Origin of the sequence: Acidimicrobium ferrooxidans DSM 10331 (assembly GCF_000023265.1) — a bacterium.
Classification (GTDB): domain Bacteria; phylum Actinomycetota; class Acidimicrobiia; order Acidimicrobiales; family Acidimicrobiaceae; genus Acidimicrobium; species Acidimicrobium ferrooxidans.
In genome coordinates, this window is the sequence record NC_013124.1 from 181,612 (window position 1) to 207,229 (window position 25,618).

General features: G+C 67.6%; 31 protein-coding genes. 19 read left to right on the plus strand and 12 right to left on the minus strand.

Annotated features, from left to right (window positions below; translation table 11 throughout):
* Window positions 1–23: 23 nt before the first annotated feature.
* From AFER_RS00880 to AFER_RS12740, 12 genes are all read left to right on the plus strand, one after another.
* Window positions 24–1,004 (plus strand): ABC transporter permease, encoded by a 981-nt coding sequence (locus AFER_RS00880; protein ID WP_015797646.1) that lies wholly within the window; start codon window positions 24–26, stop codon window positions 1,002–1,004.
* Window positions 1,001–1,930 carry an ABC transporter permease gene (locus AFER_RS00885; RefSeq protein WP_015797647.1) on the plus strand — a complete coding sequence of 310 codons (930 nt, stop codon included), beginning with the start codon at window positions 1,001–1,003 and terminating at the stop codon, window positions 1,928–1,930. The genes AFER_RS00880 and AFER_RS00885 overlap by 4 nt, the downstream gene beginning before the upstream one ends.
* Window positions 1,927–2,898, plus strand: a complete 972-nt coding sequence (locus AFER_RS11435; protein WP_015797648.1) for an ABC transporter ATP-binding protein — start codon at window positions 1,927–1,929, stop codon at window positions 2,896–2,898. Before AFER_RS00885 ends, AFER_RS11435 begins: the two co-directional genes overlap by 4 nt.
* The gene (locus tag AFER_RS11440; RefSeq protein WP_015797649.1) at window positions 2,895–3,695 is read left to right on the plus strand and encodes an ABC transporter ATP-binding protein; all 801 of its coding nucleotides are present in this window, start codon (window positions 2,895–2,897) and stop codon (window positions 3,693–3,695) included. Before AFER_RS11435 ends, AFER_RS11440 begins: the two co-directional genes overlap by 4 nt.
* 31 nt (window positions 3,696–3,726) lie before the next feature.
* Entirely contained in the window at window positions 3,727–4,638 is a 912-nt protein-coding gene (locus tag AFER_RS00900) for a LysR substrate-binding domain-containing protein (protein WP_015797650.1), read from the plus strand.
* 111 nt (window positions 4,639–4,749) lie between these two features.
* Window positions 4,750–5,733: a class I fructose-bisphosphate aldolase gene (locus tag AFER_RS00905; protein WP_015797651.1), complete on the plus strand. Its 984-nt coding sequence runs from the start codon at window positions 4,750–4,752 to the stop codon at window positions 5,731–5,733.
* A gap of 33 nt (window positions 5,734–5,766) precedes the next feature.
* On the plus strand, window positions 5,767–5,964 hold the full coding sequence (locus tag AFER_RS12175) for a hypothetical protein (RefSeq protein ID WP_015797652.1): 198 nt from the start codon (window positions 5,767–5,769) through the stop codon (window positions 5,962–5,964).
* The gene (locus AFER_RS12180) at window positions 5,948–6,199 is read left to right on the plus strand and encodes a MoaD/ThiS family protein (RefSeq protein WP_015797653.1); all 252 of its coding nucleotides are present in this window, start codon (window positions 5,948–5,950) and stop codon (window positions 6,197–6,199) included. Before AFER_RS12175 ends, AFER_RS12180 begins: the two co-directional genes overlap by 17 nt.
* A complete protein-coding gene (locus AFER_RS00920; RefSeq protein ID WP_015797654.1) occupies window positions 6,199–6,849 on the plus strand; it encodes a response regulator in 651 nt (216 codons plus the stop codon). The genes AFER_RS12180 and AFER_RS00920 overlap by 1 nt, the downstream gene beginning before the upstream one ends.
* A complete protein-coding gene (locus AFER_RS00925) occupies window positions 6,846–8,012 on the plus strand; it encodes a GAF domain-containing sensor histidine kinase (protein ID WP_015797655.1) in 1,167 nt (388 codons plus the stop codon). The genes AFER_RS00920 and AFER_RS00925 overlap by 4 nt, the downstream gene beginning before the upstream one ends.
* Before the next feature lie 50 nt (window positions 8,013–8,062).
* The gene (locus tag AFER_RS10685; RefSeq protein WP_015797656.1) at window positions 8,063–9,034 is read left to right on the plus strand and encodes a GGDEF domain-containing protein; all 972 of its coding nucleotides are present in this window, start codon (window positions 8,063–8,065) and stop codon (window positions 9,032–9,034) included.
* A 119-nt stretch (window positions 9,035–9,153) separates the two neighbouring features.
* Window positions 9,154–10,119, plus strand: coding sequence for a transglycosylase family protein (locus AFER_RS12740; RefSeq protein WP_083769426.1), 966 nt, complete (start codon window positions 9,154–9,156; stop codon window positions 10,117–10,119).
* 132 nt (window positions 10,120–10,251) lie between these two features.
* Here AFER_RS12740 and AFER_RS00940 read toward each other — a convergent pair whose 3' ends face one another.
* The 7 genes from AFER_RS00940 to serS form a co-directional block, all read right to left on the minus strand.
* Window positions 10,252–10,539, minus strand: coding sequence for a DUF6295 family protein (locus AFER_RS00940; RefSeq protein WP_015797658.1), 288 nt, complete (start codon window positions 10,537–10,539; stop codon window positions 10,252–10,254).
* A 2-nt stretch (window positions 10,540–10,541) separates the two neighbouring features.
* A complete protein-coding gene (locus AFER_RS00945; RefSeq protein ID WP_015797659.1) occupies window positions 10,542–11,282 on the minus strand; it encodes a dienelactone hydrolase family protein in 741 nt (246 codons plus the stop codon).
* Between the two features lie 149 nt (window positions 11,283–11,431).
* A complete protein-coding gene (locus AFER_RS00950) occupies window positions 11,432–11,932 on the minus strand; it encodes a GNAT family N-acetyltransferase (protein WP_015797660.1) in 501 nt (166 codons plus the stop codon).
* Between the two features lie 9 nt (window positions 11,933–11,941).
* Complete coding sequence (locus AFER_RS00955) at window positions 11,942–12,319, minus strand: succinate dehydrogenase/fumarate reductase transmembrane subunit (RefSeq protein WP_015797661.1); 378 nt, start codon at window positions 12,317–12,319, stop codon at window positions 11,942–11,944.
* Between the two features lies 1 nt (window position 12,320).
* Window positions 12,321–12,737, minus strand: coding sequence for a succinate dehydrogenase, cytochrome b556 subunit (gene sdhC, locus AFER_RS00960; protein WP_015797662.1), 417 nt, complete (start codon window positions 12,735–12,737; stop codon window positions 12,321–12,323).
* Window positions 12,734–12,880: a hypothetical protein gene (locus AFER_RS12185; protein ID WP_015797663.1), complete on the minus strand. Its 147-nt coding sequence runs from the start codon at window positions 12,878–12,880 to the stop codon at window positions 12,734–12,736. The genes sdhC and AFER_RS12185 overlap by 4 nt, the downstream gene beginning before the upstream one ends.
* A gap of 169 nt (window positions 12,881–13,049) precedes the next feature.
* Window positions 13,050–14,366: a serine--tRNA ligase gene (serS, locus tag AFER_RS00965; RefSeq protein ID WP_015797664.1), complete on the minus strand. Its 1,317-nt coding sequence runs from the start codon at window positions 14,364–14,366 to the stop codon at window positions 13,050–13,052.
* Between the two features lie 22 nt (window positions 14,367–14,388).
* On the opposite strand from serS, the gene AFER_RS00970 reads away from it, so the two are divergent.
* Genes AFER_RS00970 through AFER_RS00990 form a run of 5 tightly spaced genes read left to right on the plus strand, consistent with a single transcriptional unit; the run spans window position 14,389 to window position 17,815 of the window.
* Window positions 14,389–15,306, plus strand: coding sequence for an ABC transporter ATP-binding protein (locus tag AFER_RS00970; protein WP_015797665.1), 918 nt, complete (start codon window positions 14,389–14,391; stop codon window positions 15,304–15,306).
* Window positions 15,303–16,037, plus strand: coding sequence for an ABC transporter permease (locus tag AFER_RS00975; RefSeq protein WP_015797666.1), 735 nt, complete (start codon window positions 15,303–15,305; stop codon window positions 16,035–16,037). Before AFER_RS00970 ends, AFER_RS00975 begins: the two co-directional genes overlap by 4 nt.
* A gap of 45 nt (window positions 16,038–16,082) precedes the next feature.
* A complete protein-coding gene (locus tag AFER_RS00980; protein ID WP_015797667.1) occupies window positions 16,083–17,048 on the plus strand; it encodes a COX15/CtaA family protein in 966 nt (321 codons plus the stop codon).
* Window positions 17,049–17,102: 54 nt separating this feature from the next.
* A complete protein-coding gene (gene clpS, locus AFER_RS00985) occupies window positions 17,103–17,393 on the plus strand; it encodes an ATP-dependent Clp protease adapter ClpS (RefSeq protein ID WP_015797668.1) in 291 nt (96 codons plus the stop codon).
* On the plus strand, window positions 17,390–17,815 hold the full coding sequence (locus AFER_RS00990) for a hypothetical protein (RefSeq protein ID WP_015797669.1): 426 nt from the start codon (window positions 17,390–17,392) through the stop codon (window positions 17,813–17,815). The genes clpS and AFER_RS00990 overlap by 4 nt, the downstream gene beginning before the upstream one ends.
* 154 nt (window positions 17,816–17,969) lie before the next feature.
* On the opposite strand, the gene AFER_RS00995 is transcribed toward AFER_RS00990, so the two are convergent.
* A complete protein-coding gene (locus AFER_RS00995; RefSeq protein WP_015797670.1) occupies window positions 17,970–20,057 on the minus strand; it encodes a S53 family peptidase in 2,088 nt (695 codons plus the stop codon).
* Window positions 20,058–20,671: 614 nt separating this feature from the next.
* Window positions 20,672–21,628 carry a quinone oxidoreductase family protein gene (locus tag AFER_RS01005; RefSeq protein WP_015797671.1) on the minus strand — a complete coding sequence of 319 codons (957 nt, stop codon included), beginning with the start codon at window positions 21,626–21,628 and terminating at the stop codon, window positions 20,672–20,674.
* Window positions 21,629–21,695: 67 nt separating this feature from the next.
* Between AFER_RS01005 and AFER_RS01010 the strand changes: the two genes are divergently transcribed.
* Entirely contained in the window at window positions 21,696–22,922 is a 1,227-nt protein-coding gene (locus tag AFER_RS01010) for an NAD(P)/FAD-dependent oxidoreductase (RefSeq protein WP_015797672.1), read from the plus strand.
* A gap of 63 nt (window positions 22,923–22,985) precedes the next feature.
* Here AFER_RS01010 and AFER_RS01015 read toward each other — a convergent pair whose 3' ends face one another.
* From AFER_RS01015 to AFER_RS01025, 3 genes are read right to left on the minus strand one after another with little or no spacing between them, the layout of a single operon-like run.
* Window positions 22,986–23,438: a Fur family transcriptional regulator gene (locus AFER_RS01015; RefSeq protein WP_015797673.1), complete on the minus strand. Its 453-nt coding sequence runs from the start codon at window positions 23,436–23,438 to the stop codon at window positions 22,986–22,988.
* Complete coding sequence (locus AFER_RS01020; protein WP_015797674.1) at window positions 23,431–24,159, minus strand: response regulator; 729 nt, start codon at window positions 24,157–24,159, stop codon at window positions 23,431–23,433. Before AFER_RS01020 ends, AFER_RS01015 begins: the two co-directional genes overlap by 8 nt.
* Complete coding sequence (locus AFER_RS01025) at window positions 24,149–25,192, minus strand: sensor histidine kinase (protein ID WP_015797675.1); 1,044 nt, start codon at window positions 25,190–25,192, stop codon at window positions 24,149–24,151. Before AFER_RS01025 ends, AFER_RS01020 begins: the two co-directional genes overlap by 11 nt.
* Window positions 25,193–25,322: 130 nt before the next feature.
* On the opposite strand from AFER_RS01025, the gene AFER_RS01030 reads away from it, so the two are divergent.
* The gene (locus tag AFER_RS01030) at window positions 25,323–25,616 is read left to right on the plus strand and encodes a DUF6112 family protein (RefSeq protein WP_015797676.1); all 294 of its coding nucleotides are present in this window, start codon (window positions 25,323–25,325) and stop codon (window positions 25,614–25,616) included.
* Window positions 25,617–25,618 lie beyond the last annotated feature (2 nt).

The window sequence follows — 25,618 nt, forward strand, 5'->3', positions numbered from 1 at the left end:
GCCCCCTCCCGAGGAGGTAGCTCGTGCGCTACGTCGTGCGCAGGCTCGTCATCTTCGTACTGACGCTCTGGGTCGCCCTCACGCTGAACTTTCTCATCCCTCGCCTCATGCCGGGCAACCCAGCTCAGGCAGCGCTCGCCAAGTTGGCGGCTCGCGGACCGGTGAGCCCTACCGAGCTCCACGCCATCGAGCTCACCCTCGGGTTGCCCCATGGCTCGTTGCTCTCGCAGTACGGTGGGTACCTCGTTGCCCTCGCGCATGGACACCTTGGCGTCTCTTACACGTTCTTCCCGGAGTCCGTTCGCTCCCTGATCGCTCAAGCTCTGCCCTGGACCCTTGGCCTCGTCGGTACGACCACTGTGTTGGCGTTCGTCGTCGGCACCTTGCTCGGTGTGCTTGCGGCCTGGCGCCGAGGCGGCATCATCGACACCGTCGCCACCGTCGGCTCGACGTTCACCGCGGCCTTCCCGTACTTCTGGACCGCGCTCCTCGCGCTCTACGTGCTCGGTTTCGTGCTGGGCTGGTTCCCGATCCGAGGTGGCTACGCCTCCACGCTCAGCCCGACCTGGAGCCTCGGTTTCATCGTCGACGCGGCCTACCATGCGATCCTGCCGGCCGCGACGATCCTCGTCTCGAGTCTTGGCGGCTGGTTGCTCGGCATGCGCAACACCATGATCCCGACCCTCGGTGAGGACTACGTCACGTTCGCCGAGGCCAACGGGATTCCCTCGCGGACGGTGGCACTGCGCTACGCCGCGCGCAACGCGATCTTGCCGAACGTGACCGGCTTCGGCCTCGCGCTCGGGTTCGTCGTGTCGGGGTCGTTGCTGACCGAGGTGGTGTTCGGCTATCCGGGCGTGGGATCGTTGCTCTACAACGCCGTCGTGAACGAGGATTACCCGCTGATGCAGGGCCTGTTCCTCGTCATCACGGTGAGCGTGTTGGTCGCCAACCTGATCGTGGACCTGCTCTACGGCGTGCTCGATCCGCGGGTGCGCCGATGAGCACGCCCGTGACGAGCGCGCCGGCACCGGCTGGGGCAGAGGCTGCGGCTCCGGTGCAGTCGGGGTCGAGGGCGCGAGCTTCTCTCGCGCGGATCGTCGGGGCGCTCTGGTCGAACGTGCGAGCTCGGATCGGCATCGTCATCCTCCTCGCCTTCGTGCTCATGGCGCTCGCCGCACCGCTGATCGCGCCCTACTCCCCGACGGCGACGTCGTTTGCCGACTCCCTGCCCCCGAGCGCTGCGCATCTGCTCGGCACCACCTCGAGCGGCCAGGACGCCCTCTCGCAGCTGCTCTACGGAGCGCGTACCTCGGTGCTCGTGGCCTTCGCCGCCGGCGGCATCTCCACCGTCGTCGCCATCGTGGTCGGACTGATCGCTGGGTTCTCGCGCGGGATCGTGGACGAGACCCTGAGCTTCGTGATGAACGTGATGCTCGTCATCCCCGGGCTTCCGCTCATGATCGTCATCACCGCCTACCTGCCGGGTCGAGGTCCCGGTGTGATCATCGCGGTCATCGCCCTCACCGGGTGGGCGTGGGGAGCGCGCGTGCTCCGAAGTCAGGCGAAGTCGGTGAGCGCCCGTGACTTCGTGCTCGCTGCACGCCTGGCCGGAGATTCGTCCTGGCGCATCGTGTTCCGCGAGATCCTCCCCAACATGACGTCGCTCATCGCGGCGAGCTTCTTCGGCGCGGCGACCGCCGCGGTGCTCGCCGAGGCCGGACTCGAGTTCCTCGGGCTCGGCAATCCGAACGCCGTGAGTTGGGGGACGATGCTCTACTGGGCGGAGAACTCCAATGCGTTGCTGACGGGCCAGTGGGGCGTCATCGTCGGTCCGGGTCTGTGCATCGCACTCCTGGCCTCCTCGCTGTCGCTCATCAACTTCGGTGTCGATGCGCTCTCGAATCCCCGGCTGAGGGAGCGCGCATGAGCTTGCTCGAGGTTCGCGATCTCGTCGTCGATTACCGCATGGGCACGACCGTCGTGCACGCGCTCCGAGGCGTCTCGCTCGAGGTCGACGAGGGCCAGTTCATCGGCGTCGTCGGTGAGTCGGGCTGTGGCAAGAGCACGCTCGGCACCGCGGTCGTCGGTGTGCTCGGTCCCCCTGGCTTCATCGTCGGTGGGTCGATCCGCTTCCGCGGTGTCGAACTCGTGGGTCTCGACGCCGCCCAGCGGCGGGCCCTGCGCCATCGAGGGCTCGCGCTCGTCCCACAGGCCGGCATGAACGCCCTCAATCCGGTCCGCTCGATTGAGGGGCACTTTCGAGACGTGCTCGCCGGTACCGGTGTTCGTCACCGAGCAGAGGTCCGAGCTCGCGCCGTCTCCCTGCTCGAACAAGTTGCGCTCGCGCCGTCGGTCTTGCGCAGCTATCCCCACGAGCTGTCAGGGGGCATGCGCCAACGGGTTGCGCTCGCCCTGGCGCTCGCTCTGGAACCCCAGCTCGTGGTCTTCGACGAGCCGACGACGGCGCTCGACGTCCTCGTGCAGCGCTCGGTGGTCGATACCATCCGATCGCTGCAGCAAGCGAGGGGCTTCGCCGCCATCTTCATCAGTCACGACATCGGTCTCGTCGCGAGCCTTGCTTCGCGAGTGGACGTGATGTACGCAGGTGAGGTGGTGGAGGCGGGACCAACCGAGCGTGTCGTGGCACGACCGCTGCACCGCTACACCGAGGCGCTGCTGGGCTGCTACGCCGACCCTCGGGCGGAGGAGGTCACGGTGCGTGGCATTCCGGGGAGCCCGCCGAACCTCGTTGCGCAGATCGAAGGGTGCGCGTTCGCGCCCCGCTGTGGCGTCGCGAGCGACGAGTGTCGTTGCCCCCTGCCGACGGTGACGCTCGACGACCAGTGGGCACGCTGCGTGCATCCAGCCGTGGCGGTCGAGGGACGGTCCCGATGACCGAACGGCTCGTGGTCGACGGGGTCTCGAAGTCCTATCGAGGGGAGCGGCGTCACGAGACGATCGAGGCGCTCCGAGACGTCTCGCTCGAGGTCGCCCCGGGTGGGTCGCTGGGGATCGTCGGCCAGTCGGGAAGCGGCAAGAGCACGCTCGCGCGCCTCATCCTCGGCGCGGAGCGCCCGGACTCGGGCAGTATCCGACTGGGGAACGTGCGCGTCGACCAGCTCGACCGGCGGGGGCTACGAGCGCACTGGCGGCGCGTGCAGCTCGTGTTCCAAGATCCCTACGCGGCCTTGAATCCCTTGACGAGCGTGCGCACCGCGCTCGAACGTCCCCTCACCAACCACCGTCACCTCCGAGGCGCCGAGCGTGAGCGCGCGCTCGCCGAGCTCCTCACGACCGTCGGGCTGGTGCCAGTGGAGCAGTTCGCCCCGAAGCTCCCACACCAGCTCTCGGGCGGTCAGCGTCAGCGCGTCGTGATCGCGCGTGCGCTCGCAGCCTCACCCGAGGTCCTCGTCGCGGACGAGCCGGTGTCGATGCTCGACGTCTCGCTCCGTGCCGGCATTCTCGAGCTGCTCGCGTCGTTGCGTCGCGAGCGCGGGATCTCGCTGATCTACATCACGCACGATCTCTTGTCGGCACGGGTCGTCACCGACGAGCTCGTCGTCCTCCGCGAGGGAGCGATCGTCGAACGCGGCCCCACCGTGTCGGTGCTGCGCCAGCCGACGTCGGCCTATACGAAGGCACTGCTCGATGCGGTGCCGGTGCTGCCGAGGAGTACGCAAGCGTCGACGTGAGCTCGGCCATCGTCGCGTACAGTGACGGAGGATGACTCGAACCCAGCTCCGGAGCCTGGTCGCCGTCTTCGAGGCGGGCTCGGTCGCGGGTGCGGCGCATCGACTGGTCGTCAGCGCCGCTGCAGTCTCGGCGGCGGTGGCCTCGCTCGAGCGGGAGGTCGGTGTCAAGCTCCTCGAGCGGGTGGGTCGCGGTGTGCGCCTCACACCTGCAGGCGAGGTGCTCGTCGACTATGCACGGCGCATCGAGGGGCTCGAAGAAGAGGCGCTGGTCCGCGTGCATGAGCTCGCCGACGCCGCAGGCGGGGTCCTACGGATCGGGGCGGTCGCAACGGTCGGGGAAGAGCTGTTGCCGCGGTGGCTCTCGGTGTTCCGATCGGCGCGGCCGAAGGCGAGCGTCCACCTCGAAGTCGCCAACAAGGCGCGACTGCTCGAGCGGCTCCGTACGCATCGGCTCGATCTCGTGATCGCGGGTCGACCCGGACACGAGGCCGGTCTGCGCATCGTCGCGACCCGTCCGCACGAGCTGCTCTTGTGTGCCGCCGCAGGCTGGGCGCGCGAGTGGTTCGGCCCCTCGCTCGAGGTGACTCCAGAGACGGCAAGCGCAGTGACCTGGCTCGTGCGCGAAGAGGGATCGGGCACACGTGCCTCGGCAGAGGAGGTCCTGAGCGCGCTCGACATCCATCCGCCATCGCTCACCATCGGCTCCAACCTCGCGATCAAGCGGGGGGTGGAGCTCGGTCTCGGCGTCGCCGTCCTGTCGAGCGATCTCGTTGCACGAGAACGTGAGCAGGGCGAGATCCTCTCGCTCGCGCTGGGGCCGCTGCCGTCGGTCCGGCGTTGGTGCCTGGTGGTGGGCCCCGAGGGGCCCCCAGAGCCGGTCCGCGCCTTCGTCGCCCAGCTCCAGGCGATGGGGGAGCTCGAAATCCCCCCTGCGCTCACCTGAGGGGCGGGTGGGCGAGCCTCCCTGCCCGCGTAGCGTGCTGGCAGCGCGTCGTCCAGTGGGTCGACGATGACCAGGGCGCGCCACGATTCAGTCTCGAGCCGAGGAGGCGTTGTGGACGACATTCGCACGATCGCTGCGGCCATGGTGGCACGACCGAAGGGCATTCTCGCTGCCGACGAGAGCAGTCCGACCCTGACCAAGCGCTTCGACGCGCTCTCGATCCCATCGACGCCGGAGAGTCGCCTCGCCTGGCGGGAGATGCTCTTCTCCACGCCCGAGCTCTCCACGTGGATCTCGGGGGTCATCCTCTACGACGAGACGTTCAACCAGCGAACCTCCGATGGTTCGACGATCCCCGAGTTCCTCGCCGCCCGTGGCATGATCCCAGGGATCAAGGTTGATACCGGTGCCAAGCCGCTCGCTGGCTCGAGGGGAGAGCTCGTGACGGAGGGGCTCGATGGGCTTGGTTCGCGGCTTGCGACCTACCACGCCAAGGGGGCGCGCTTTGCCAAGTGGCGCGCGGTGATCTCCATCGGGGACGGTCGGCCGAGTTCGATGTGCGTCGCCGCCAACGCTCACGCGCTCGCTCGCTACGCGAAGCTGTGCCAGGAGAACGGCATCGTCCCCATCGTCGAGCCGGAGGTCCTGATGGAAGGCGATCACTCCATCGAGGTCAATGCGGCCGTGACCCGACGCGTGCTCTCCGAGGTGTTCGCCGAACTTCGACGCTTCGACGTCGACTTCGAGGGCATGGTGCTGAAGCCGTCGATGGTCACGCCTGGGGTGCTTGGCGAACCCGTGAGCGTCGACACGGTCGCACAGGCGTCGGTGGCGGTCTATCGCGACAGCGTGCCGGCCTCCGTCGCCGGGATCGCCCTCCTGTCGGGTGGGCAGGCAGACGACGTCGCGACCGCGCACCTGCGCGCGATGAACGCCGGAGCGACGTTGCCCTGGCCGATCACGTTCTCCTACGGACGAGCGCTGCAGGACCTGCCCATGCGCATCTGGCGTGGTGATGCGGCCAACGCGGCGGCGGCGCAGCAGTCGCTCGCGACGCTCGCGGCGGCGAACGCTGCCGCGGCCGAAGGCCGCTAGGTCTGCGACGCTGTCGCTGTAGGCTCCAGAGCCGTGGAGCGTGAGGCATCGTGTGACCCCGTCGTGCTCGCATCGTTGCTCGCGCAGGTCGACACGCTCGAAGCGGAGGTCGAGGCCTTCCTCGAGGTCCTGCACGCCGAGATCGAGCCGACGCGTACGCTGCCCGATCCGCGGCAGCGTGTGTCCGAGGGGGCGAGCGAGACGAGGCCTGAGCGTGCGGGTCTCGCTTGAACTCCTCGGTCCGGTCCGCGAGGCGATCGGGTCCAGCGTCATCGAGGTCGCGCTCGAGCCCGACGCCACGGTCGCAGACGTGGTTGAGGAGCTGGTCGAGCGTGCTGGCGAGCCACTGCGTGGCCTGCTCGAACGGTGTCGCTTTGCGATCGGCGATCGCGTGGTGGACCTCGACGAGCCTCTCGCCGATGGTGCGACCGTCGTCGTGATCCCACCCGTCAGCGGAGGGTCGTGATGGCCGTGACCATCGTGCTCGTCGATGACCACCAGGTGATCATCGACGGGGTGCGTGCCATGCTTGCGCCCTACGCCGACCGGGTCACGATGGTCGGGTCGGCGAAGACGCGGGCCGAGCTGTTCGAGGTGCTCGAGAGCGTGCACCCTGATCTCATCGTGACCGATGCGAGGCTCACCAACGACTCGGGCTTCGAGATCCTCGAGGACCTCCAGCGACGTGGCGTGGCGGTGCCCGTCGTGTTCTACAGTGCCTATGACGACGAGGCCTACCTCTTTCGTGCGTTGCGCGCCGGTGCGCGAGGCTACCTCCTCAAGCAGGCCTCAGGCGAAGAGCTCGTAGGGATGCTCGAGCGGGCCGCAGGTGGCGAGACGATGATCGATGCTGCGCTCGCCGGCAGAGTAGCCCTGCTCGCAGCCCGCTTGCAGTTCGGTGAGTTCTGGCCGGGAGCACACCTCGGACTCACGCAGCGCGAGAGCGAGATCCTCGATCTGGTGGTCAAGGGGCTCTCGAATCGAGACATCGCGCAGCGACTGTTCCTGGGAGAAGAGACCGTCAAGACGCATCTGTCCTCGATCTATCGCAAGCTCAAGGTCAAGGGACGCGCCGAGGCGATCGCGGTTGCCCTGCGCGAAGTGCGGTTCCGATGAGTGCGCGTGAGCTGACCCTCTACCGACGTCTTGCCGAGCTCTTGGTTGCGCCACTCGAGGTCGGCGAGGTGGCGAGCCGCACCGCTGCGCTCGTCGTCGAGGCGGTCGATGCGAGCGTGTGCTTCGTGCACGCCGTCGATCACGAGCGCGGGCGCCTCACCCTGATCGGGGCCACCCCGCCCTTCGATCGAGTCGTGGGTCGCATCCAGCTCGGCCTCGGTGACGGGATCGCAGGATGGGTCGCTCAAACCGGTCGTGCCGCCGTGGTGCCCGACAAGTGGGCGGACCACCGGTATCGCTATATACCCGAGCTCGGTGGGGAGCACTTCACCTCGCTGGTGTCGGTGCCACTCGCTCGCGACGGAAGGCCGACCGTCGGGGTGCTGAACGTGCACTGGCGCGAGGCGATCGCTGACCTGGAGCACGAGGCTTCCGTGATCGAGGCGGCGGGTCGATTCCTCGTCGGGGCGCTCGAGCACGCGCTGCTCGCAGACCAGCTCGTCACCGGTGAGGCCGCGCTCGAGCGTTTCGCGACGGAACTCATCCGTGCCCAGGAGGCCGAGCGCCGTCGCGTCCAGCTCGACCTCCACGACGGCGTCGCCCAGTCGCTGCACGCCGCGGCGTACCGTCTCGAGGGGCTTCGAGCCAGCGCACCGCCGGCGCTCGCGTCGGAGCTCACGGTGGTGAGGGACCTGGTTCGCGCGGCGAACGCCGAGGTGTCACGGCTCGTGCGCGACCCGGGACGTCAGGTGCTCGAGGACTTCGGGCTCGCCGAGGCGCTCCAGTCCGTCGCACACGGCTATCCCGACCTCGAGGTCCAAGTCGACGTCGAGCTCGACGATCTGACGCTGCTGCTCGAGCCCGAGCGGGGGCTCGCCGTCATGCGCATCTGCCAGGAGGCACTCAACAACGTCGCGAGTCACGCCGCGACCGACGCTGCCGAACTGCGCGCTCGACGCGTCGGCGACGACTTGGTCGTGACCGTACGCGATCGTGGCGTGGGTTTCGAGCCCGAGGCAACCGTGCCCGGTCGTCTCGGGCTCGTCGGGATGCGCGAGCGCGCGCGCCTGCTGGGCGGAACCATCGAGATCTTCTCTCGCCTGGGTGAAGGAACGCTGGTCCGTCTGCGTGTGCCGATCGTGCCGTCGGTCGCGTCGTCCTAGGCTGAGTGCGCTCAAGGCGCCATGCTGGGGCAGAGTGACAGGGGCAGCTCGTGAGCCGTGGAGGGGACAGTTCGGCGCTACCGCCTGAGCTGTGGCAACGTGCGAGCCGTTACACCTGGATCGCCACGGCACTGCTCCTGCCGACCATGGTGCCCGCCTTCGTCATCGGTGGGTGGGCGCTGCGGGTGTCGGACGCCTCGTTCGCGCTGGCCGCGCTGGTGGGATGGCTCGCGCGTCGCCGACTCGGTCTCGGGGCAAACCTCCTTGTCACGACCGTCGCGAGTGCAGGCGCCCTGCTCCAGCTCTCGGTGCCGGTCGATGCCGTGACGACCTTGATCGCAGCGAGCGTCATCCGCTCCACCTTGCTCCTCTTTGCCGGGGTGGGCGTGTACGCGATGAGCTTCATCGGCGGGCGGGTGGGGCTCGCGTTCGCCGGCGTGCTCCTGGTCGCCACGGCCCTCGTGCACCCGGTGGGTTTGCTCGGCGCGGTGCTCGCCCTGGCGCTCGCCGCCCTGCTCGGCTACATGATCCACGGGCTCGTGGAGCATCTTGCCCATCGCGAGCGTGAGCTGAGTGCTGCTGCGCTCGTCGATCCGCTCACCGGTCTCGGCAATCGACGGGCCCTCGAGCGTGCGTTCGACGTCGCCGTGGCCGAAGCCGCACGACAGGACACCACGCTCTTCGTGTCGCTGTGGGACCTCGATGCGCTCAAGCGCACCAACGATGAACGTGGTCACGAGGCCGGCGATGCCCTCCTGCGGGACTTCGCTGCGGCGCTCACGCGGACGCTCCACGATCAAGACCAGGCCTTTCGTATCGGGGGCGACGAGTTCTGCTGCTTGCATCTCGGCTTGAAGGACGGCGCATCGATCCTCGCGCGCATGGCACTCGCGTTTCCGAGCGTCTCGGGCGGCTTTGCCGAGGTTGGCAACGACTCGCTGGGGACGGCGCTTGCTCAGGCCGATCGCGCCATGTACGCCGCGAAGCGCCGTCGTCGGCGCCACGACGGCTCCGACGGCTGAGCGCGTGCTAAACTCGACACGTCCATACGGATGGACGTCACCGCGGTCGTGGAAGGCGTGGCGCCTTCTCCCCGTTCCCGGCGTGTTCGCGCTGGTGGTGATGCCGTATGGCGCCACGTATGACAGAAGCTCATGGATGGGCGCAGTGGCGACGAGCTGCTGCGACGCTGGCGCTCCTCGTGAGCGGTGGCTTTGTCGCGCGTTGGGGCTCGACGGCCCCGTCGTCGTCCGTGCAGTCGCTGCAGGCTCAGGCACAGGTTATCGAGGCACAGCTTGCCAACCTGGGGGCCTCGGTGCATGCCATCACGGTGCAGATCCAAGAGACTCAGGCCGCGATCGCGGCCAACGAGGCCTCTGAGGCCATCCTCGAGGGGCAGCTACGAGCCGAGCACGCTGCGATCGCGCGGTCGCGTCGAGTCCTGGTGACGGCCGCTGATCAGCAGTTCGTGACGGCAGGCCAATACTCGAGCGTGTTGGCGTCGCTGCGGTCGAACTACAGCTCGGTCGGGCTGACGCAGGGCTACGAGCAGGTCGCTTCCTCGTCGATCACCCAGGCGCTCTCGGCCTACGAGCAGGCCGGTCTCGAGATCGAGGTGACGCAGGCAGCGCTCGCGGCGCGCGTTCGGGCAACCGAGGCCGAGCTGGTGCAGGATCAGGCGCAACGCGCTCAGCTCAGCCAACGGGTTGCGGCCACCGAGGCCGAACTGGCCCAGGTGCACTCGCAGCTGGCCTCGGCCATCGCGGCTGAGGCGGCAGCTCCCTTGCCGGCTCCCGGCGGAGCGGCCCAAGCCGTCCAGGTCTTGCTGGCTCCGCCGCCGCCCTCGCCGACGTCGCTGTCGGGGCCCGCGACCGCCGCGCAGCTCCTCGCGTTGCGCGACTGCGAGTCCGGGGGCAACTACCAGGCCGACACCGGCAACGGCTACTACGGTGCCTACCAGTTCGCGGCCAGCACCTGGGCTGCGCTGGGTTACGGTGGCCTGCCCAACCAGGCTCCGCCAGCGGTGCAAGACCAAGCCGCCGAGCAACTGCTGGCTCGAGCTGGCTGGGGTCAGTGGCCGGTGTGCTCCGTCCTGATCGGCATGTAACGCCGATCGTTGCGCCACGAGCCGAGGCGGCCCCGGGATCGCTCCCGTGGCGCCGATCGGAGCGCGCGCCACTACGTCATGGCGTGCGCCCCGAGGAGGCTCTGGCGTGCGGTCGCGTCATGCTCGCTGGGTTCACGCACCCGTGGTGGCCGACTCGGCGAGAAGCTCTGGAGGCGTCGAATCGAGCAGCGACAAGATGGCGGTGGCGAGGGCGCGGGCGCTTGCGACATCGAGCTCGAGCGCACTGAGGCGCCTGAGGCCGGTGGCCTCGCGAGCGAAGACGTCGATGTTGAGCGAATGGGTCGCTGGGAACGCCACGGGGTGGTCGAAGTAGACGGTCGCCTGGTCGACGGCCTCCCAGCCCTCCGGGGTACGTGCGCGCCCCGTGAGAGGGGCGTGTTCGGTCGCGTAGGTGCACATGGCTAGGCGAGATGCTCGCCGAGGAAGCGGAAGATCCGCTGCCAACCGTCGTTCGCTGCTTCGGGTCGGTACGAGGGTGCAGCGGTGTTGAAGAAGGCGTGCCCGGCACCGTCGTAGGAGTGGAACTCGTGCGCCTTGCCGAGTCGGGTGAGCTCTTCGTCGAGTCGACGTACCTCGTCAGGGGCTGGGAACGAGTCGTCGTTGCCGAAGAGGCCGAGGAGCGGGGCGTGGAGCTCGGGAGCTCGGTCGATGACCGGACGCACCCTGACCGGGGCTCCCTCGGGGGGCTCGTTCACCACGAAGGCGCCGTAGCAGTCGATCGCTGCGTCGAAGGGGATCGCGCATGCCGCGAGGAAGCTCTGTCGACCGCCAGAACAGTAGCCGATCACACCGACCTTGCCGTTGGCGCTGAGGGCGGCACGGAGGTAGTCCCGTGCCCCGGCGACGTCGCCGATGAGACGCTCGTCTGGCACCCCACCCTGGGCGCGGGCGATGGCCGCGGCCTCGTCCGGAGCCGCGTTCGGAGCCTCGCGCCAGTAGAGGTTGGGCATCAGCGTGGCATACCCGTGGCGAGCGAAGCGGTAGGCAATCTCCTTCGTCGCTTGGTCATAGCCAGGCATGTGATGGATCACGACCATCGAGCCGTGGACCGTCGCGTCCAGCGGTCGCGCGAGAAACCCCTGGACGAGGTCGCCGTCCGCGCCGCGAAACAAGATCTCCTCGGTGAGGACACGGTGCTCCATGCAGACTCCCTGTGTGCATCTGGGTGGTCGAGGCCACCGGTCGAGTTGGAGTAGTTGTACCTTACCAGCGACTGGGTTCGGCGTCGCCACAGGTGGCAGGCCGGGGTGCGATGACCGACGGCGAGGCCTCGCGGGCGGAGTGGTGGTCCCTAGTGCTCGACCGAGGGCGAGGCGACGAGCTCGAAGGCGTCGAACCCGACGGTCGGGGCCGCTGGGCGTTGCACGAAGCCGGCGGCGAGGAGGGCTCGAGCCGAGGGGGTGTTGTGTCGTGCGACACGCGCGACGATCACCTCGACACCAGGCTCCGCGCTCAGCGTCGCCGTGAGGCTGAGGATCGCCGCCGTCGCGATGCCTCGCCCCCGTTCGGATTTGATGACGTCGTAGCCGATCTCGACCTCACCGTTGATCGGGTTGCCGTGCGCGCCGATGGAGCCGACGACGACGCCCTTGGCGAGGTCGACGATCACGAACGGGCCGAACGGGAACTCAGGCCCGACGCCCGCCTCGTGGAGCTCGAGGAAGCGCTGCGCGACGCCTCGGTCGATGTCGTCGGGGAAGTCCGGGGCCCAGTCGGGAGCGCGTTCCGCCGTCGCGATCGCTCGGAGGAGGTCGACGCTACACCAGCGGAGCTCGACGGCGGCACGATCCATGCGTTCGGATCAGTGGAACGTCAAGACGGTGATGGTGCCGAGCAGGAACAGCACGCCGCTGACACCGTAGAGCAGCGACTTGGTGATGACCTTGGTCACGGGGCGGTGCACGTAGTCGTTCACGATGGTCCGAAGGCCGTTACCGCCGTGGAGCAGACCAAGGGCGAGGAGGAGCCAGTCGAACAGGCGCCAGAGCGGATTCGACCAGCGGTGGGCGACGAACGCCACGGTGGTCTGGGTCACGTCGTTCTCGATGTGCATGATGTACATGTGGATGAGGGCCAGGAAGAACAGGACGATCCCGGACACCCGCATGAAGAGCCATGCCCAGGTCTCGAAGTTCTGGCGAGGTCGTCGTGCGCTCCGAGGAGTGGCGAAGACGGCCATGTCAGTGCACCCCCACGAAGAACGGCTTGACGATGTAGTAGCCACCGACGATCGTCAGCAGCACGCTGAGTCCGAGCATGGCCTGGAAGAGCGCTCGTTCGTTGCGGACGGCGCCCGGGAAGAAGTCGATCATGATCACTCGCAGACCGTTCAGCGCGTGGTAGAGGAGGGCGAAGAGCAGGCCGACCTCGAACAGGCGCAGGAAGATGTTGCCGTAGAGCTGGTGGATCTGTTCGTAGACGTGCGGGTCGTTCAGCGTGGCGACGTCGACGATGTGGAGCAGGATGAACATGAAGACGAGGAAGCCGGTGACCCGATGGAGGATGAACGCCCACTGGCCGGTCTTGCCTCGATACATCGAGGCGCGCGCTCGTACTGCGCGCCCTCCAGCCGGAGCCGGCGTCGCTGGCGACGTCATGACTGCCTCCTGAACCACCGGGTGCTGCGGGTGGTCGTCGCGACGACGTAGGCAGCGAAGGCAACGATCCCCAACGCGATCAGACCGAGGGCGATGGAGAACAGGATCTGGGCCAGACTGACCCCCGAAGAGCTCACACTCATGGCGCTTACGCTAGCGCCCGCTCGGTGTTGGTCGAAATCACGGCGATGCGTCCTTGTCGTGGGTCAACCCAGCTCGCCACCGGCCGGGGCTGTCGTGAGCGTCCTTGGCGATGCAGTCGGGCTCCGTCGTGAGTGGTGCGACACGACCTGCGATCGGTGGGGCGCTGGCTCAAGCGGTCTTGGGTGCCTCGAGCCTCGAGGTGCCGAGGTAGGGGGCCAGCGCATCGGGCAGGCGTATCGACCCATCGGGTTCGCGACCTTGCTCGAGGAGGGCAGCGATGACGCGTGGCCACGCGAGCGCCGAGCCGTTGAGGGTGTGCACGTACTCTGGCCGCGCCGCCGGCTCCCGGCGGAACCGCACATTGGCCCGGCGCGCTTGATAGTCGCTGAACCATGACACCGAGGAGACTTCGAGCCACGCGTCCACACCGGGCGCGTAGACCTCGAGGTCGAAGGTGCGGGCGGACGACTGTCCGAGGTCCCCAGTGCACAGGTCGACGACACGATAGATCAGGCCAAGGCGCTGGAGCAGCGCCTCTGCCCGACCGAGCAGCTCGAGGTGCATGCTCGTGGCATCCTCGGGTGCGACGAGTGCCAGGATCTCGACCTTGTCGAACTCGTGGAGACGCAGCAGGCCTCTGGTGTCGCGCCCTGCGGACCCTGCCTCGCGCCGATAGCACGGGGTCGCGGCGGTGAGGCGCATGGGGAGCATCGCAAGGTCGAGGATCTCATCGCGGTAGAGCGACGTGAGCGGCACCTCGGCCGTCGGGATCGCGTAGAGATCATCGCGCTCCATCACGTAGGCGTCGTCGGCGAACTTGGGGAGGTGGCCCGTTGCCACCATCGTCTCGCGACGGACCAGCGTCGGAGGATGGATCTCTTCGAAGGCCTCTGCGTGGGCATCGAGCGCGAAGTTCGTCAGAGCGCGGACGAGGCGTGCCCCGAGGTTGCGATAGAGCGCGAACATCGATCCCGAGAGCTTCGCTGCGCGCTCGAGATCGAGAATGCCGAGCTCGCGACCGATCTCGAAGTGCGGTACGCGACGATGGCTGGGTGTGGTGGACGTGAGATCGACGTCGGGCTCGACCGTGCCGGTCTCCGGCGACCATTGGCGTACCACACGGTTGTCGTGTTCGTCCTCGCCGATGGGTGCGTTCGGGCTCGGGATGTTGGGCAAGGTCAGCCAGATCGCGTCGCGATCGCCGGTCAAGGTGTCGACGCGCTGCTCGAGTTCGTCGAGCCGATTACCGAGCGCTCGGGCGCCCTCTTGCAGCTCGGTCGCGTCTCGACCGCTGCGGCGAGCCTCGGCGATGTCGCGAGAGCGGGCACGCAGCTCGGCTCGAAGCTGGTCACGCTCGGTGATCACCGCTCGGAGTTGCTGATCGATCGTGGCGAGGTGGGCGACCACCTCGGGGTCGATCCCGCGGGACGCGAGGCGCCGTGCGACGTCGTCGGGGTGGGCGCGCAGCTCCGTGAGGTCGATCATGCAGCCTTAGACTAGCGATGCGATGGAGGATGCTCTCGAGGTCCACGACCTCGTCGTGCGCTACGGCTCGTTCGAGGCCGTCCGCGGCGTGTCGCTGCACGTCGCTTTCGGGGAGGTCGTGGGCGTCCTCGGTCCGAACGGCGCGGGCAAGACCTCGACCGTCGAGACGTTGGAGGGCTACCGACGGGCGGCTCGTGGCGAGGTGCGCGTGCTCGACGTCACCGATCCGTGGCGGCACCAGCGCACCCTCGCGCGTAAGGTCGGCGTGATGCTCCAAGAGGGAGGCGTCCCGCCGCGGATGCGGGCCCTGGAAGCCCTCGAGATCTACGCACAGTTCTACGACGATCCCTGGCCCGTCGCTGAGCTCGTCGATCGTCTGGCGCTGGCGCCCGTTGCGACGACGCCCTTTCGTCGACTCTCGGGCGGCGAGAAGCAGCGGTTGCTCCTTGCCCTCGCGATCGTCGGCCGTCCACGGGTCGTCTTCCTCGACGAGCCGACGGCAGGCGTCGATCCGGTCGGCAAGCGCGCCATCCGGGACTTGGTCGCCGAGCTCGCCGGATCGGGCGTCGCGGTGCTGCTCACCGGCCATGAGCTCGAGGAGATCGATCGCATGGTGGATCGGGTGCTGATCATCGACCACGGCATGCCCGTCGCCGCCGGGAGTCCCGCAGAGCTTCGGGAGCGCTTCGGAGAGGCCGGGGTCGAGTTCACCGTGCGAGGCAGGCTGGACCCAAGCGTGCTGGCGGCACGACTCGGGGTCGAGGTTCGGCTCGTTGCCGAGGATCGGGTGCACGTCGGGGCTTCGCCGACCCCTCAGTTGGTCGCGTCGCTCGCGGCGGTGCTCGACGAGCTCGGCGCCGAGGTCGGTCCACTCGAGACGGTGGAGTCGTCCCTCGAGTCGATCTATCTGCGCCTGCTGGACCGCGGGGAGACGACATGAGTGCCCATCCAGTACGCGCCCAGGCGGTGTCCGAGCTCAAGCTCGTCCTCCGCCAAGGCGAAGCCGCCCTCCTTACGATCGTGATCCCGATCCTCGGTCTCGTGTTGTTTTCCAAGGTCAAGGTATTGCCGGTGCCTGGCGGCATCTCGCGCGTCAACTTCATTCTCAACGGCGCCATCACGTTCGGCATCATGGCTTCTGGCATGGTCTCGCAGTCGATCACCGTCGCCTTCGATCGTTCCTACGGCGTGTTGAAGCGTCTCGGGATGACGCCCCTCGGACGCAGTGGGGTGATCGCCGCGAAGCTCGTGGCGGTCGCAGGACTCGAGATCGTCGAGTTGGTACTCCTGCTCGTCGTGGGGGCTGTGCTCGGGTGGCACCCAGCTGGCAATCCCATCGAGTTCGTCGTCGGTTGGGTGCTCGCGACCGCTGCGTTCGCTGGTGTCGGTCTCGTGCTCGGAGGAACGTTGCGGGCAGAGCTCGTGCTCGGATTGTCGACCCTGCTCTGGCTGGTGCTCCTCGGTCTCGGCGCGATGGTGGTGCCGCTCGGGAGTCTGCCGGGCCCAGTCGCCGATATCGCCAAGGTGCTCCCAGCAGCTCCGGCGGCCACCGTGCTGCTCCATGGCATCGCTGTCGGCGGGAGCGCGCCACTGTGGGCGTGGGTGAGTCTCGTCGCCTGGGCAGTCGTCGCACCGGTCGCGGCGTCTCGGCTGTTCCGGTGGAGCGCCTGAGTATCCGCCAAGAGCGGGCCGTCGAAGCGTCGGTAGGATAGAGCCATGCATCCCGTCGTCGAGCGAGTTCGGTCGGCCGTACCGGTCTCGCCGCAAGTCTTCCGACGTGTGGCGCTCGCCACGCTCGGCGTGTCGACGTTCATCATCTTCACCGGCGGCGTGGTTCGTCTGACGCAGTCAGGGCTCGGCTGCCCGACCTGGCCCGACTGCACGACCGGCCACTTCGTGGCGGGCTTCGAGATCCACCCCATGATCGAGTTCACGAATCGGGTCGTCACGTTCTTCGCTGGCCTGCTCATGTCCTTGACCTGGGTGGTGGCCCTGTTGCGACGTCCATTCCGGCGGGACCTCGTGTGGTGGTCGCTCGGTCTCGTCGTCGAGGTCGTCGCCGAGAGCGTGCTCGGCGGTATCACCGTGCTGGAGAAGCTCGCACCCCCCTTCGTCATGGCGCACTTCTTGCTCGCGCTCGTCGTGCTATGGAATGCCGTCGTGATCTACCACAAGGCCGGCCAGCCCGAGGGACGCCCAACCTTGGCGGTCTCGTCCGAGGTGCTGTGGCTGTCGCGGGTGATGTTCCTCGTCCTCGGTGCGCTCGTCTTCGTCGGTACGGCGGTCGCGGGTACCGGACCCTACTCCGGATCCCCGGGGAGCAAGAGGCTGCACATCCTCACCATGCTGCAGGTGACCTACCTGCACGCCGACATCGCCCTCGTCTTCATTGCGCTCACGCTCGCGGACCTGTTCCTGCTCCACCAGGGGCGCTACCCCGCACAGATCCAGCGTGCGGCTCGGAGCATCCTCTGGCTGGGCGCTCTCCAAGGCATCATCGGCTACACGCAGTACTTCACGGGCTTGCCGCAGTGGCTGATCGCGCTCCACATCCTTGGTGCAGCGGTCATCTGGCTCGCGATGAACCGCTACTACCTCTTGCTGTTCCGCGTGCCCTCGACGCGCAGGGCGGACCACGCGGTCGCGCCGCAGCAGGCGCCTTCCGTCGCGGCTGCCGACTAGCGATCGCGACGGACGCTAGCCTTGGTGGTGTTCGTCTCGGGAGGTGCGTGGTCGATGTCACCGTCACCAGCCCTTGCGCCGGTCGAGTCCGAAGAGGTAGCCGAGACTCGCACCGAAGAGAGCTGGGCGACCATTCTGTGGGATGACCCAGTGAATCTCATCTCTTATGTGATCTATGTGCTGCAGGCCACCTTCGCCTTCTCCAAGGTCAAGGCGACCGAGCTGACCATGCAGGTTCACAACGAGGGCAAGGCCATCGTGGCGACCGGGTCGCGCGAGGACATGGAAGATGCAGCGTCAAAGTTGCATGCCTATGGCTTGTGGGCCACGGTGTCGCGCGCGTGAGTGCCGGGCCGTTCGTCCGTGATGGCGACGTCGTCGTGGTGGTGCTGTCGGCGCAAGCTCGAGATGTTGTGAGTCGGAGTCTCGAGCTCGTCGCTGGGATCGTTGCGTCGGGACGCGAGGAAGCCTGGCGGGTTGCTCCGCCGCTCTACGACGACCCGTTGCTCGAAGCCGAGGCGTCGCTCGCGAGCCGAGGTGATGCCGGCGGCACCCTCGATGAGGCCCAGTCGCTCATCGGTCGTTGGGCGAAGCGTGTCCGCGACGTCGAGCGCCTCGATCTCGACGCGGCTGATGAATTCATGCGCGCGTTGAACTTCGGTCGGCTGGTCCTCGCGGAGACCCGAAGCGTCACCGATGATCGAGGACTCCTCGACCTGTTTGCTTGGCTCATCGAGGCACTCGTGGAGGCCCTCCTCGAGGGTTGACGCACCCTACCCTTGCGTCGTCACGCTGGACGAGCGCACCGCACGACAGTAGGGATCTCGCACGTCGACGTCGACCCGCGCGGCTCGGCGTGGTCGTCGAGCAGCGCGGCCTCGGGCGTCGTGGTGCCCGAGGCCGTCCCTGCGACGCGGCCGCTCAGTCGCCGAGCTCTCTCGGGATCGCGGTCTGGAAGCTGCGGAACAGCTGCGTGAGGTCCGCGTAGCCGAGGCCCGATCCCGGATTGAACACGGCGCCTTGGGAGCCGGTGTAGAAGTCGTTCGTGTTGGTGAACTCACCGGAGATCGCAAGCTGGGCGTTGCCGATCTGGCCGCTGTAGTAGGCCGAGCCGTCGATGGTGTTCGAATCGAGCGGCGTGAACGGCGACGACGTCGAGGTCGCGAAGCGGTAGATGTTCGGATTCCAGAAGCCGAGCCGTACGCCCCCGAGGGCGCTCTCGTAGACGGCGTCGGTCCCGTTGAGCTGAGGCGCGATGAAGCTCGTGCCACCGAAGTCCACCAGCTTTGACCCGTAGACGCTCTGGAACTGTGGGTCGTAGACCGCATAGCCGGTCTGGGGGTCGGCGTTGAACGCCAGGTCCGGCGTGACGCGGCCACCGCTCATGCCCGTCTGAAGCGTCGGGGCAGGGTTGAACGAGAACTGCGTCGGCTCGACGAGGCCTGGTGCGACCTGCTGTGGATCGATCGGCGTCAAGAACTCATAGGCCGAGTAGCTCCCTGCCCCCACCATCTGACCCTGTTGGTAGAGCGGACGGCCGAAGAGGGTGGAGTAGCCACCGCCTGATCCCACCGGCAAGCTCGTGGCTGCTTGGGCCTCGTTCTGGAAGCCGAGTGCGATGTACATCGGCCACAGGTAGTCCCAGCCCCAGGTCATCTGCTGCGGGATGGTCACCGACTCGGTGCCGACTTGGGTCCCGTTCGCCATGATCGGGTAGGTCTGAGTACCCGGGAGCGTCGTGCCGCCAGCGGCGGTGTCGTAGGGGGAGTCGGAGGGCGAGATAATGCCGAGGTTGGTGGTGCCGATGTCACGAGCTGGGTTGTAGGCCCCATAATCGCCGCTCGCGATGAAGTTCGACTGTCCCTGCGCCGCCATCTCGAGGAAGGCCTGGTTGAACGAGGCCGCATACCCCGGTGACTCCTGCGCTGCGTCCACCGCAGCTTGGATCGCGGTCTCGGACTCACCCCAGCTCGACGAGACGGAGCCGGCGACGTTCTGGCTGGCCGCCTCGTAGAAGGCGTCGACGAAGCCGTAGTCGGTGTTGGGCGCCTGGTACACGACGATCTTGGCCATCGGCGCGATCGTGCCCGACTGCTCGACGTCGAGGGTGGTCTCGTCGGAGCCAGCGTTCAGCGACACCGGCCCTGCACCGCCGTCGACGTTGACGAGCGCAAGACGATTCGGCAACGTCACGACGTGCGCGATGTTCCTCCAGAAGTACATCGGCACCGAAGGGTTCACGCTCGCCAAGGTCACGATGCCGATGGTCTGCCCCTGACCGAGGTAGCCCGCTTGCTGGAGCGGTGTGAGGTTGTAGTCGCTCGTGAAGGCCTGCGGCAGCTGATCGGTGGGTGCTGCGGTTTGCGACGACCCAGCCGTGGGTGCGACCTGGTTGATGCCGGGCACCGCGAGCGACTCGTAGGGCGCGTAGTTCGACAACCCGAGCACGGCCAGAATGTTCGACGCCAGGTTCAACGGCATCTGCGGCGCGCTGCGCGTCCCGTAGACCGTCTGGGTCGTCGCGGGCGCACTGGCTGCGGGCCTGGTGGTGACGGTGAAGTTCTCGAGCAAGATCCCAAGGGCCTTGTCGTACTGTGCGGCCGTGCCCTGCGAGGTGACATCGAGGCCATCGCTCATGGCCTGGGAGCTGATGCCGAACTCACGGAGGAACCCACGCAGCGCGAGGATGTACTCTTCGGTCTGGCCGTACTCGAGCGCGAACTCATGGGGCGTCAGGTACGGACCACGCCAACCAGCAGCCACCCGAGAGGCAAGCTGTCCCTGGTTGCGCATCTTCAGGATGAACGACACCCGCATCATCGTCGACCCAGCCGTGGTGCCCGTCGGGGTGGCGTGCGAGAGCACATCGGCACCGATGCCCTGCGACACCGGCACCAGCGGATCAGACGCCGACGCGAGCGACTGCGCGCCTGGCATCGCCAGTGCAGCGCCGACGAGGCCGATGGATCCGAGGATTCCCAGGTATTTCGTGCGAGCCAAACGCTTCATCGCTCCAACCCCCTCTGTGGATGTGACGAGGGATCTCGCAGACCCCGCTGGATCATACATCGCGTCGCGTCGTGCGGTGGGATTTCTACGGAGAGTTTGTGCGCTTGGCACGCAGCGGCAACATTACCACTCGATGTGGGCGCGAGACCACAAACGATGGGCCAGAGCTGGGCGCGGCGCGCTGAAGTGAGTGGTCGGGCGCACCGTGCGAGGTGGCCCTTCCCTGCCGCCGCGACTCGCGCTTTCGACCAGACAGAGCCGCGTGGGAACGGTGCTTGGGCTCCATATCCCAGGGCATCGAGCCAGGACTCATCGTCGTGGCGCTGAGTTCGGCTCGCCTCCGAGCTTTCGACACACGCATTGGCGCTCGGAGTTCGCCGACGTCGCAGCGGTCGACCAACGAGGAGCCGAGCAGGTCGCGGGCGCCCGACGCTGATGATGTCCTGGCCGCGTAAGGCTCTGGTCGACAAGGGTGGTCTCGGACAGAGGTCGTGGTGTGCCCCGCCGGCTGGGTGGTGAGCCGAAGGCGGTGGCTGTGCGGGTGCTCGGTCGGCGCCGGGCACGGGCTGTGCCGGCGATGTCGGGTCACACGAAGCACTCGTGTCGACGACGGCTCAGGGCACGAGGATGACCTTGCCCACGGTGGTGCGACCGGCGAGGGCTTCATGAGCTCGACGGGCCTCCTCGAGGGGGATGCGCTCGGCGATGGTCACCTCGAGGAGGCCAGCGGCGACATCGGCAAAGATCGCCTGAGCGCGCCATCTGAGCTCCTCGGGCGTCGCGACGTAGTGCGGCAGCGACGGGCGCGTGAGGAAGATCGATCCCTGCCGGTTCAGGATCTGGGGATCGACGGGCGGCACCGGGCCGCTCGCCTGTCCATAGAGCACGAGCATCCCTCTGGGTGCGAGCGCCGCGAGCGATCCATCGAACGTCGCACGGCCGACACCGTCGAAGGCAACGCTTACCCCACCGAGCCTACGAGCGGCATCGACGAATCCGTCGTAGTCGGTCACGATCTGAGCGCCCAGACGACGGGCACGGGTTCGCTTCTCCGCGGTCGAGGCCGTCGCCACGACCGTGGACGCGACGCGACGGACGAGGTACTGCACGAGCAGGGAACCCACGCCGCCTGCGGCTGCGTGCACGAGAACCGTCGCACCCGGTTCCACTCGAGCGCAGGAGTTGACGAGCGCATGGACGGTCATGCCCTGGAGCAGCACCGCGGCGGCGACATCGGCCGTGACGTCGTCGGGAATCGTGACGAGCCGACCAGCCGGGACGACCACCACCTCTGCGTAGGCGCCGAGATGATTGGCAAAGGCCACGCGATCGCCGATGCTGACGGAGGTGACACCTTCACCGACCTCGATGACCGTGCCCGCGCCTTCGCTGCCCAGGACGGTCGGGAGCGAGAGGGGATACCAGCCTTCACGGTGGTAGAGGTCGATGTAGTTGACGCCGATCGCCTCCAGTTTGATCGCGACCTCACCGGGGGCGGGGTGCGGCTCGGGGACGTCGGCGATCTCGAGCACCTCTGGGCCGCCGTGGCGCTGGATCAGCACCGCCTTCATGGTCGCCTCCTGGTTCAGGTCTGTGCGCTAGCAACGGTAGCCTCGTGGTGCGACAAGGAGGGTCACGGTGGGGCGAGTGTTGGTGGTTGGAGCCGGCATCGTGGGTTTGTCGACGGCATGGCACCTCGCAGAGCGGGGGGAGGACGTGACGGTGCTCGAGCGCCGAGACGTCGCTGCCGGCGCTTCCTACGGCAACGCCGGCTGGCTCTCGCCTGGCCTCGCCATCCCGCTCAACGAGCCGTCGCTGGTTCGTCAGGGCCTCTCGTCCCTTGCGTCGCCGTCATCGCCGCTGTACCTTGCACCTCGTCTCGAGCGAAGCTGGTTGGAGTTCGTGATCCGTTTCGGCCTCGCATGCAGGACGGACGTCTGGCGACGATCGATGCAGATCCTCGGTGGGCTGAATGCTCGGTCGTTGGAGGCGTGGGAACGACTCGGCGATGCCGTCGGCTACCAGCCGACGACCGCACCGATCGTGGCGGCGTTCGCCCGCCGTAGCGATGCTGCGGCGCTGGAGCACGAGTTCGCTCTCATTCGCGAGGCGGGCTTCTCGCTCGAGACGAAGGATCTGAGCGGCGACGAGCTGCGGCAGATGGTACCGATCGCGGCCCCCGCGCTCTCGTTCGGCATCGCCATCGAGGGGCAGCGCTTCGTCGACCCGGCGCGCGCGACCCACCGTGTGGGTTCGGCCCTCGCTGAGCGCGGTGTCGCCGTCGAGCGCGCAGACGTGGTTGATCTCGAGCGGCGCGGAGCTCACGTCGTCGTGCGTACGGTCGAGGGGGCCGAGCACCTCGCCGATGGGGTGGTGGTCGCGATCGGAGCGTGGCTCGGCCCGCTCGCCCGACGTCTCGGCGTGCGAGTACCGCTGCAAGCCGGTCGGGGCTACTCGCTGCGCGTGCCGATCGAACGCCCGCTCGACGTCCCGGTCTACCTCCCGACTGCGCGACTGGCGTGTACACCGCTCGACGGTGAGCTGAGGATCGCGGGGACAATGGCCTTCGAGAGGCCCGACGATCCGCCGCGCCAGGCGCGCTTCGACGCCATGCGTCGTGCCGCGCGGCGGTTCTTCGAAGGGGTGCAGCTCGATGCGCCACGCGAGGCCTGGGTGGGCCCGCGACCCGTGACGGCCGACGGCTTGCCGTTGATCGGCCCCACCGCGGTGCCGGGGGTCTGGCTCGCCGACGGACACGGAATGTGGGGCATGACCCAAGGCCCCCTTACCGGGGAACTGGTCGCCGAGGGACTGCTCAGTGGGACGGTACCGGAAGCGTTGATCCCACTCAATCCGCTCCGCTGAGGTGAAGCGATGTCACGCTCTTGTCGCTCGAATCCAACGGGCGCCAGGGAGTGTGCCGCCTCGTCAGTGGTGTTCTCGAGCACTGCAGGCTGCGCAGGTGCCGACGATCGCGAAGTGTGACAGGCGTGCGCGAAAGCCCCATTGGGTCTCGATGCGCGCGATGGCGGGCGCAAAGACGTCCTCGGGAATCTCCGTGACCGTGCCGCAGTGCTCGCACAGGAGGTGGAAGTGCGACGATCCTGCGAGGTGGTAGGTGGCGGGGCTGTGACCGATGTGGACGTGTTCGATGATCCCGACGCGTTCCAAGGCGTCGAGGGTTCGATAGATGGTCGCGCGATGGACGAGTGCATCTCGCTGCTCGAGGGCGCGGACGAGTTCGTCCGCCGTCAGATGACCGCCCGCCTCCGCGAGGGCATCGATGATGGCGCGTCGCGCCTGGGTGACCCTTCCGCCCCGGCGGCGCAGACGGTCGAGGGCTTCGTCGCGATCGAGGGTGACGCGCGTGCGCTCAGGCACGGGCGTGGTCTCGTTCGAGCCGGTAGCCGACCCCTCGTACCGTGGCGATGATGCTCGGGTTGTTGGGATCTGGCTCGATCTTGGAGCGAAGGCGCTTGACGTGCACGTCGAGCGTCTTCGTGTCGCCGTAGTAGTCCGACCCCCAGACTCGGTCGAGGATCAGATCGCGCGTGAGCACGCGGCCGGGGTTGCGCAGGAACAGCAAGAGGAGATCGAACTCCTTCGGAGGCAGGCGGACCTCGGTCCCTCGGACATCGACTTGGTGGCGATCGACGTACACGGTGATGCCGTGGCTCTCGAGGATCTCCTCTGCGGCCTGGGCTTGGCCCTGGTGCTTGGTGCGGCGCATCTGCGCACGGATCCTGGCGACCAGCTCGCTCATGCGAAACGGCTTGGTGACGTAGTCGTCGGCGCCGAGTTCGAGGCCGAGCACGGTGTCGAGCTCACCGGAACGTGCCGTCACCATGATGATCGGGACCGAGGACTCCTGTCGAATGGTGCGACAGACGTCGAGCCCTGACAGGCGCGGCAGCATCACATCGAGCAGGATGAGGTCGGGATGGTGCGAGCGACTCAACGCCAGCGCCTCTTCGCCGTCGTTGGCCACGATCGTCTCGAAGCCTTCGCGCGTCAGGCCGAGGACGAGGGCCTCGACGAAGCTCGGTTCGTCGTCGGCGATCAGCACCGTGCCGACGTGGGCGCGCTTGTCGTCAGCGGCCATCGTTCGGACCACCTCGTGGAAGCCTCAGCTCGAATGTGGATCCAACGCCCTCCATCGAGGTCACGTTCAGCCTGCCGCGGTGGTTCTCGACCACGTGCCTCACTATAGAGAGACCAAGACCAGTTCCGCCCGTTGCGCGTGAGCGGGCAGCGTCGACCCGGTAGAAGCGTTCGAAGATCCGCTCGCGATCGCGAGCGGGGATACCGATGCCCTCGTCGCGCACCGCGAGCACGATGGTGTCGTCGCTCGCGTCGAGGCTGATCTCGACCGTGCCCCCTGGCTCGGAGTACTTGATCGCGTTGTCGACGAGGTTGGACAGGGCGCTCTCGAGTTGCCAACGGTCGCCGACGACCATCGTGGGCGTGACGGGTACGAGCGCGTCCAGGGTGAGATCCGCTCGACGTGCGGTCTCGTCGAAGCGTTCACGCACCGCTTCGACCAGGGATCGGGCGTCGAACTCGGCGAGCACGACGCCGCTGCCCTCTTCGATGCGCGACAGGTCGAGCAGGTCGGAGACGAGACGAGCGAGGCGATCGCCCTCGTCCACGATGCGCTGGACCAGGCGTTGCGCCGTCGTGGGCTCGTCCTCCTGGGCCAGGGCCTCGGCGAGGAGAACGATCGCGCCGACCGGGGTCTTGAGTTCGTGCGAGACGTTGGCCACGAAATCGCGCCGTACCGACTCCAGGCGGCGCAGCTCGCTGACGTCCTCGACGAGGATCAGCTGGCCTCGATCGTCGAGCCAGGTTCGACGCACGAGAAAGGTCCGCCTTGGCGGACCGAACAGCTCGACAGCGCGCTCGACGTCGCCGTGGGCTGCCGGGTCGTGGAGCAACGTGGCGATCGCTCGATCGAGCAAGATGCGCTGGTTGAGACTCTCCGCACCGAATTTCGCCTCGACGTCACGATAGAGCGTGTGTCCTTCAGGGTCGACGAGCACGATGCCAAAGGGCATCGTGGATGCGGCGCTGTGCCAGAGCCGCGCCTCCGCAGTCGTCGTCGGCATCTCGGCTGGGCTTGGTTCGGGAGTGTCCACCGTCGCTCCAGTCTAGGAGCCTCATCGCGCCCTGATCGTGTCAGTGATGACATTCTATGCTACGCTATGCCTACTCATGGATGATGGTGTCGTCCGCAAGGGCGTCACTCGAGCAAAGGAGTGCAAGGACATGGTCACATGGACGTTCCTCGACGTGTCGCTGGCGCCGGATCCCTCGGCGTTGCCGGGAGGCTCCGTCCTCCAGACCCTGATCAACGGCCTGGCGGGCTGGGCGCTGCTGGCAAGCTTGGCAGGTCTCGTCATCGGTGCGGCCGTGTGGGCACTCGGTGCACACAGTCAGAACTACCAGCAGGCCTACCTCGGTCGGCGGGCCGTACTGGTCGCGGGGGCCGCTGCGCTGCTCGTCGGGGCAGCCCCTGCCATCGTCAACTTCTTCTTCCACCTCGGACTTGGCGTGGGGTAAGT

Coding starts and splice junctions, on each gene's coding strand:
- sdhC (WP_015797662.1), bottom strand. CDS start 12,737: ATGACGTCGCCAGCGACGCCGGCTCCGGCTGGAGGGCGCGCAGTACGA.
- serS (WP_015797664.1), bottom strand. CDS start 14,366: ATGATCGACCTCACGGAGCTGCGCGCCCACCCCGACGACGTCGCACGG.
- AFER_RS01020 (WP_015797674.1), bottom strand. CDS start 24,159: ATGGCCGCTGACGACAAGCGCGCCCACGTCGGCACGGTGCTGATCGCC.
- AFER_RS00970 (WP_015797665.1), top strand. CDS start 14,389: ATGGAGGATGCTCTCGAGGTCCACGACCTCGTCGTGCGCTACGGCTCG.
- AFER_RS00975 (WP_015797666.1), top strand. CDS start 15,303: ATGAGTGCCCATCCAGTACGCGCCCAGGCGGTGTCCGAGCTCAAGCTC.
- AFER_RS00900 (WP_015797650.1), top strand. CDS start 3,727: ATGACTCGAACCCAGCTCCGGAGCCTGGTCGCCGTCTTCGAGGCGGGC.
- AFER_RS00945 (WP_015797659.1), bottom strand. CDS start 11,282: ATGGAGCACCGTGTCCTCACCGAGGAGATCTTGTTTCGCGGCGCGGAC.
- AFER_RS00885 (WP_015797647.1), top strand. CDS start 1,001: ATGAGCACGCCCGTGACGAGCGCGCCGGCACCGGCTGGGGCAGAGGCT.
- AFER_RS00955 (WP_015797661.1), bottom strand. CDS start 12,319: ATGGCCGTCTTCGCCACTCCTCGGAGCGCACGACGACCTCGCCAGAAC.
- AFER_RS12740 (WP_083769426.1), top strand. CDS start 9,154: ATGACAGAAGCTCATGGATGGGCGCAGTGGCGACGAGCTGCTGCGACG.
- AFER_RS00950 (WP_015797660.1), bottom strand. CDS start 11,932: ATGGATCGTGCCGCCGTCGAGCTCCGCTGGTGTAGCGTCGACCTCCTC.
- AFER_RS00995 (WP_015797670.1), bottom strand. CDS start 20,057: ATGAAGCGTTTGGCTCGCACGAAATACCTGGGAATCCTCGGATCCATC.
- AFER_RS11435 (WP_015797648.1), top strand. CDS start 1,927: ATGAGCTTGCTCGAGGTTCGCGATCTCGTCGTCGATTACCGCATGGGC.
- AFER_RS11440 (WP_015797649.1), top strand. CDS start 2,895: ATGACCGAACGGCTCGTGGTCGACGGGGTCTCGAAGTCCTATCGAGGG.
- AFER_RS00925 (WP_015797655.1), top strand. CDS start 6,846: ATGAGTGCGCGTGAGCTGACCCTCTACCGACGTCTTGCCGAGCTCTTG.
- AFER_RS01030 (WP_015797676.1), top strand. CDS start 25,323: ATGGTCACATGGACGTTCCTCGACGTGTCGCTGGCGCCGGATCCCTCG.
- AFER_RS00920 (WP_015797654.1), top strand. CDS start 6,199: ATGGCCGTGACCATCGTGCTCGTCGATGACCACCAGGTGATCATCGAC.
- AFER_RS00980 (WP_015797667.1), top strand. CDS start 16,083: ATGCATCCCGTCGTCGAGCGAGTTCGGTCGGCCGTACCGGTCTCGCCG.
- AFER_RS01005 (WP_015797671.1), bottom strand. CDS start 21,628: ATGAAGGCGGTGCTGATCCAGCGCCACGGCGGCCCAGAGGTGCTCGAG.
- AFER_RS12185 (WP_015797663.1), bottom strand. CDS start 12,880: ATGAGTGTGAGCTCTTCGGGGGTCAGTCTGGCCCAGATCCTGTTCTCC.
- clpS (WP_015797668.1), top strand. CDS start 17,103: ATGTCACCGTCACCAGCCCTTGCGCCGGTCGAGTCCGAAGAGGTAGCC.
- AFER_RS00940 (WP_015797658.1), bottom strand. CDS start 10,539: ATGTGCACCTACGCGACCGAACACGCCCCTCTCACGGGGCGCGCACGT.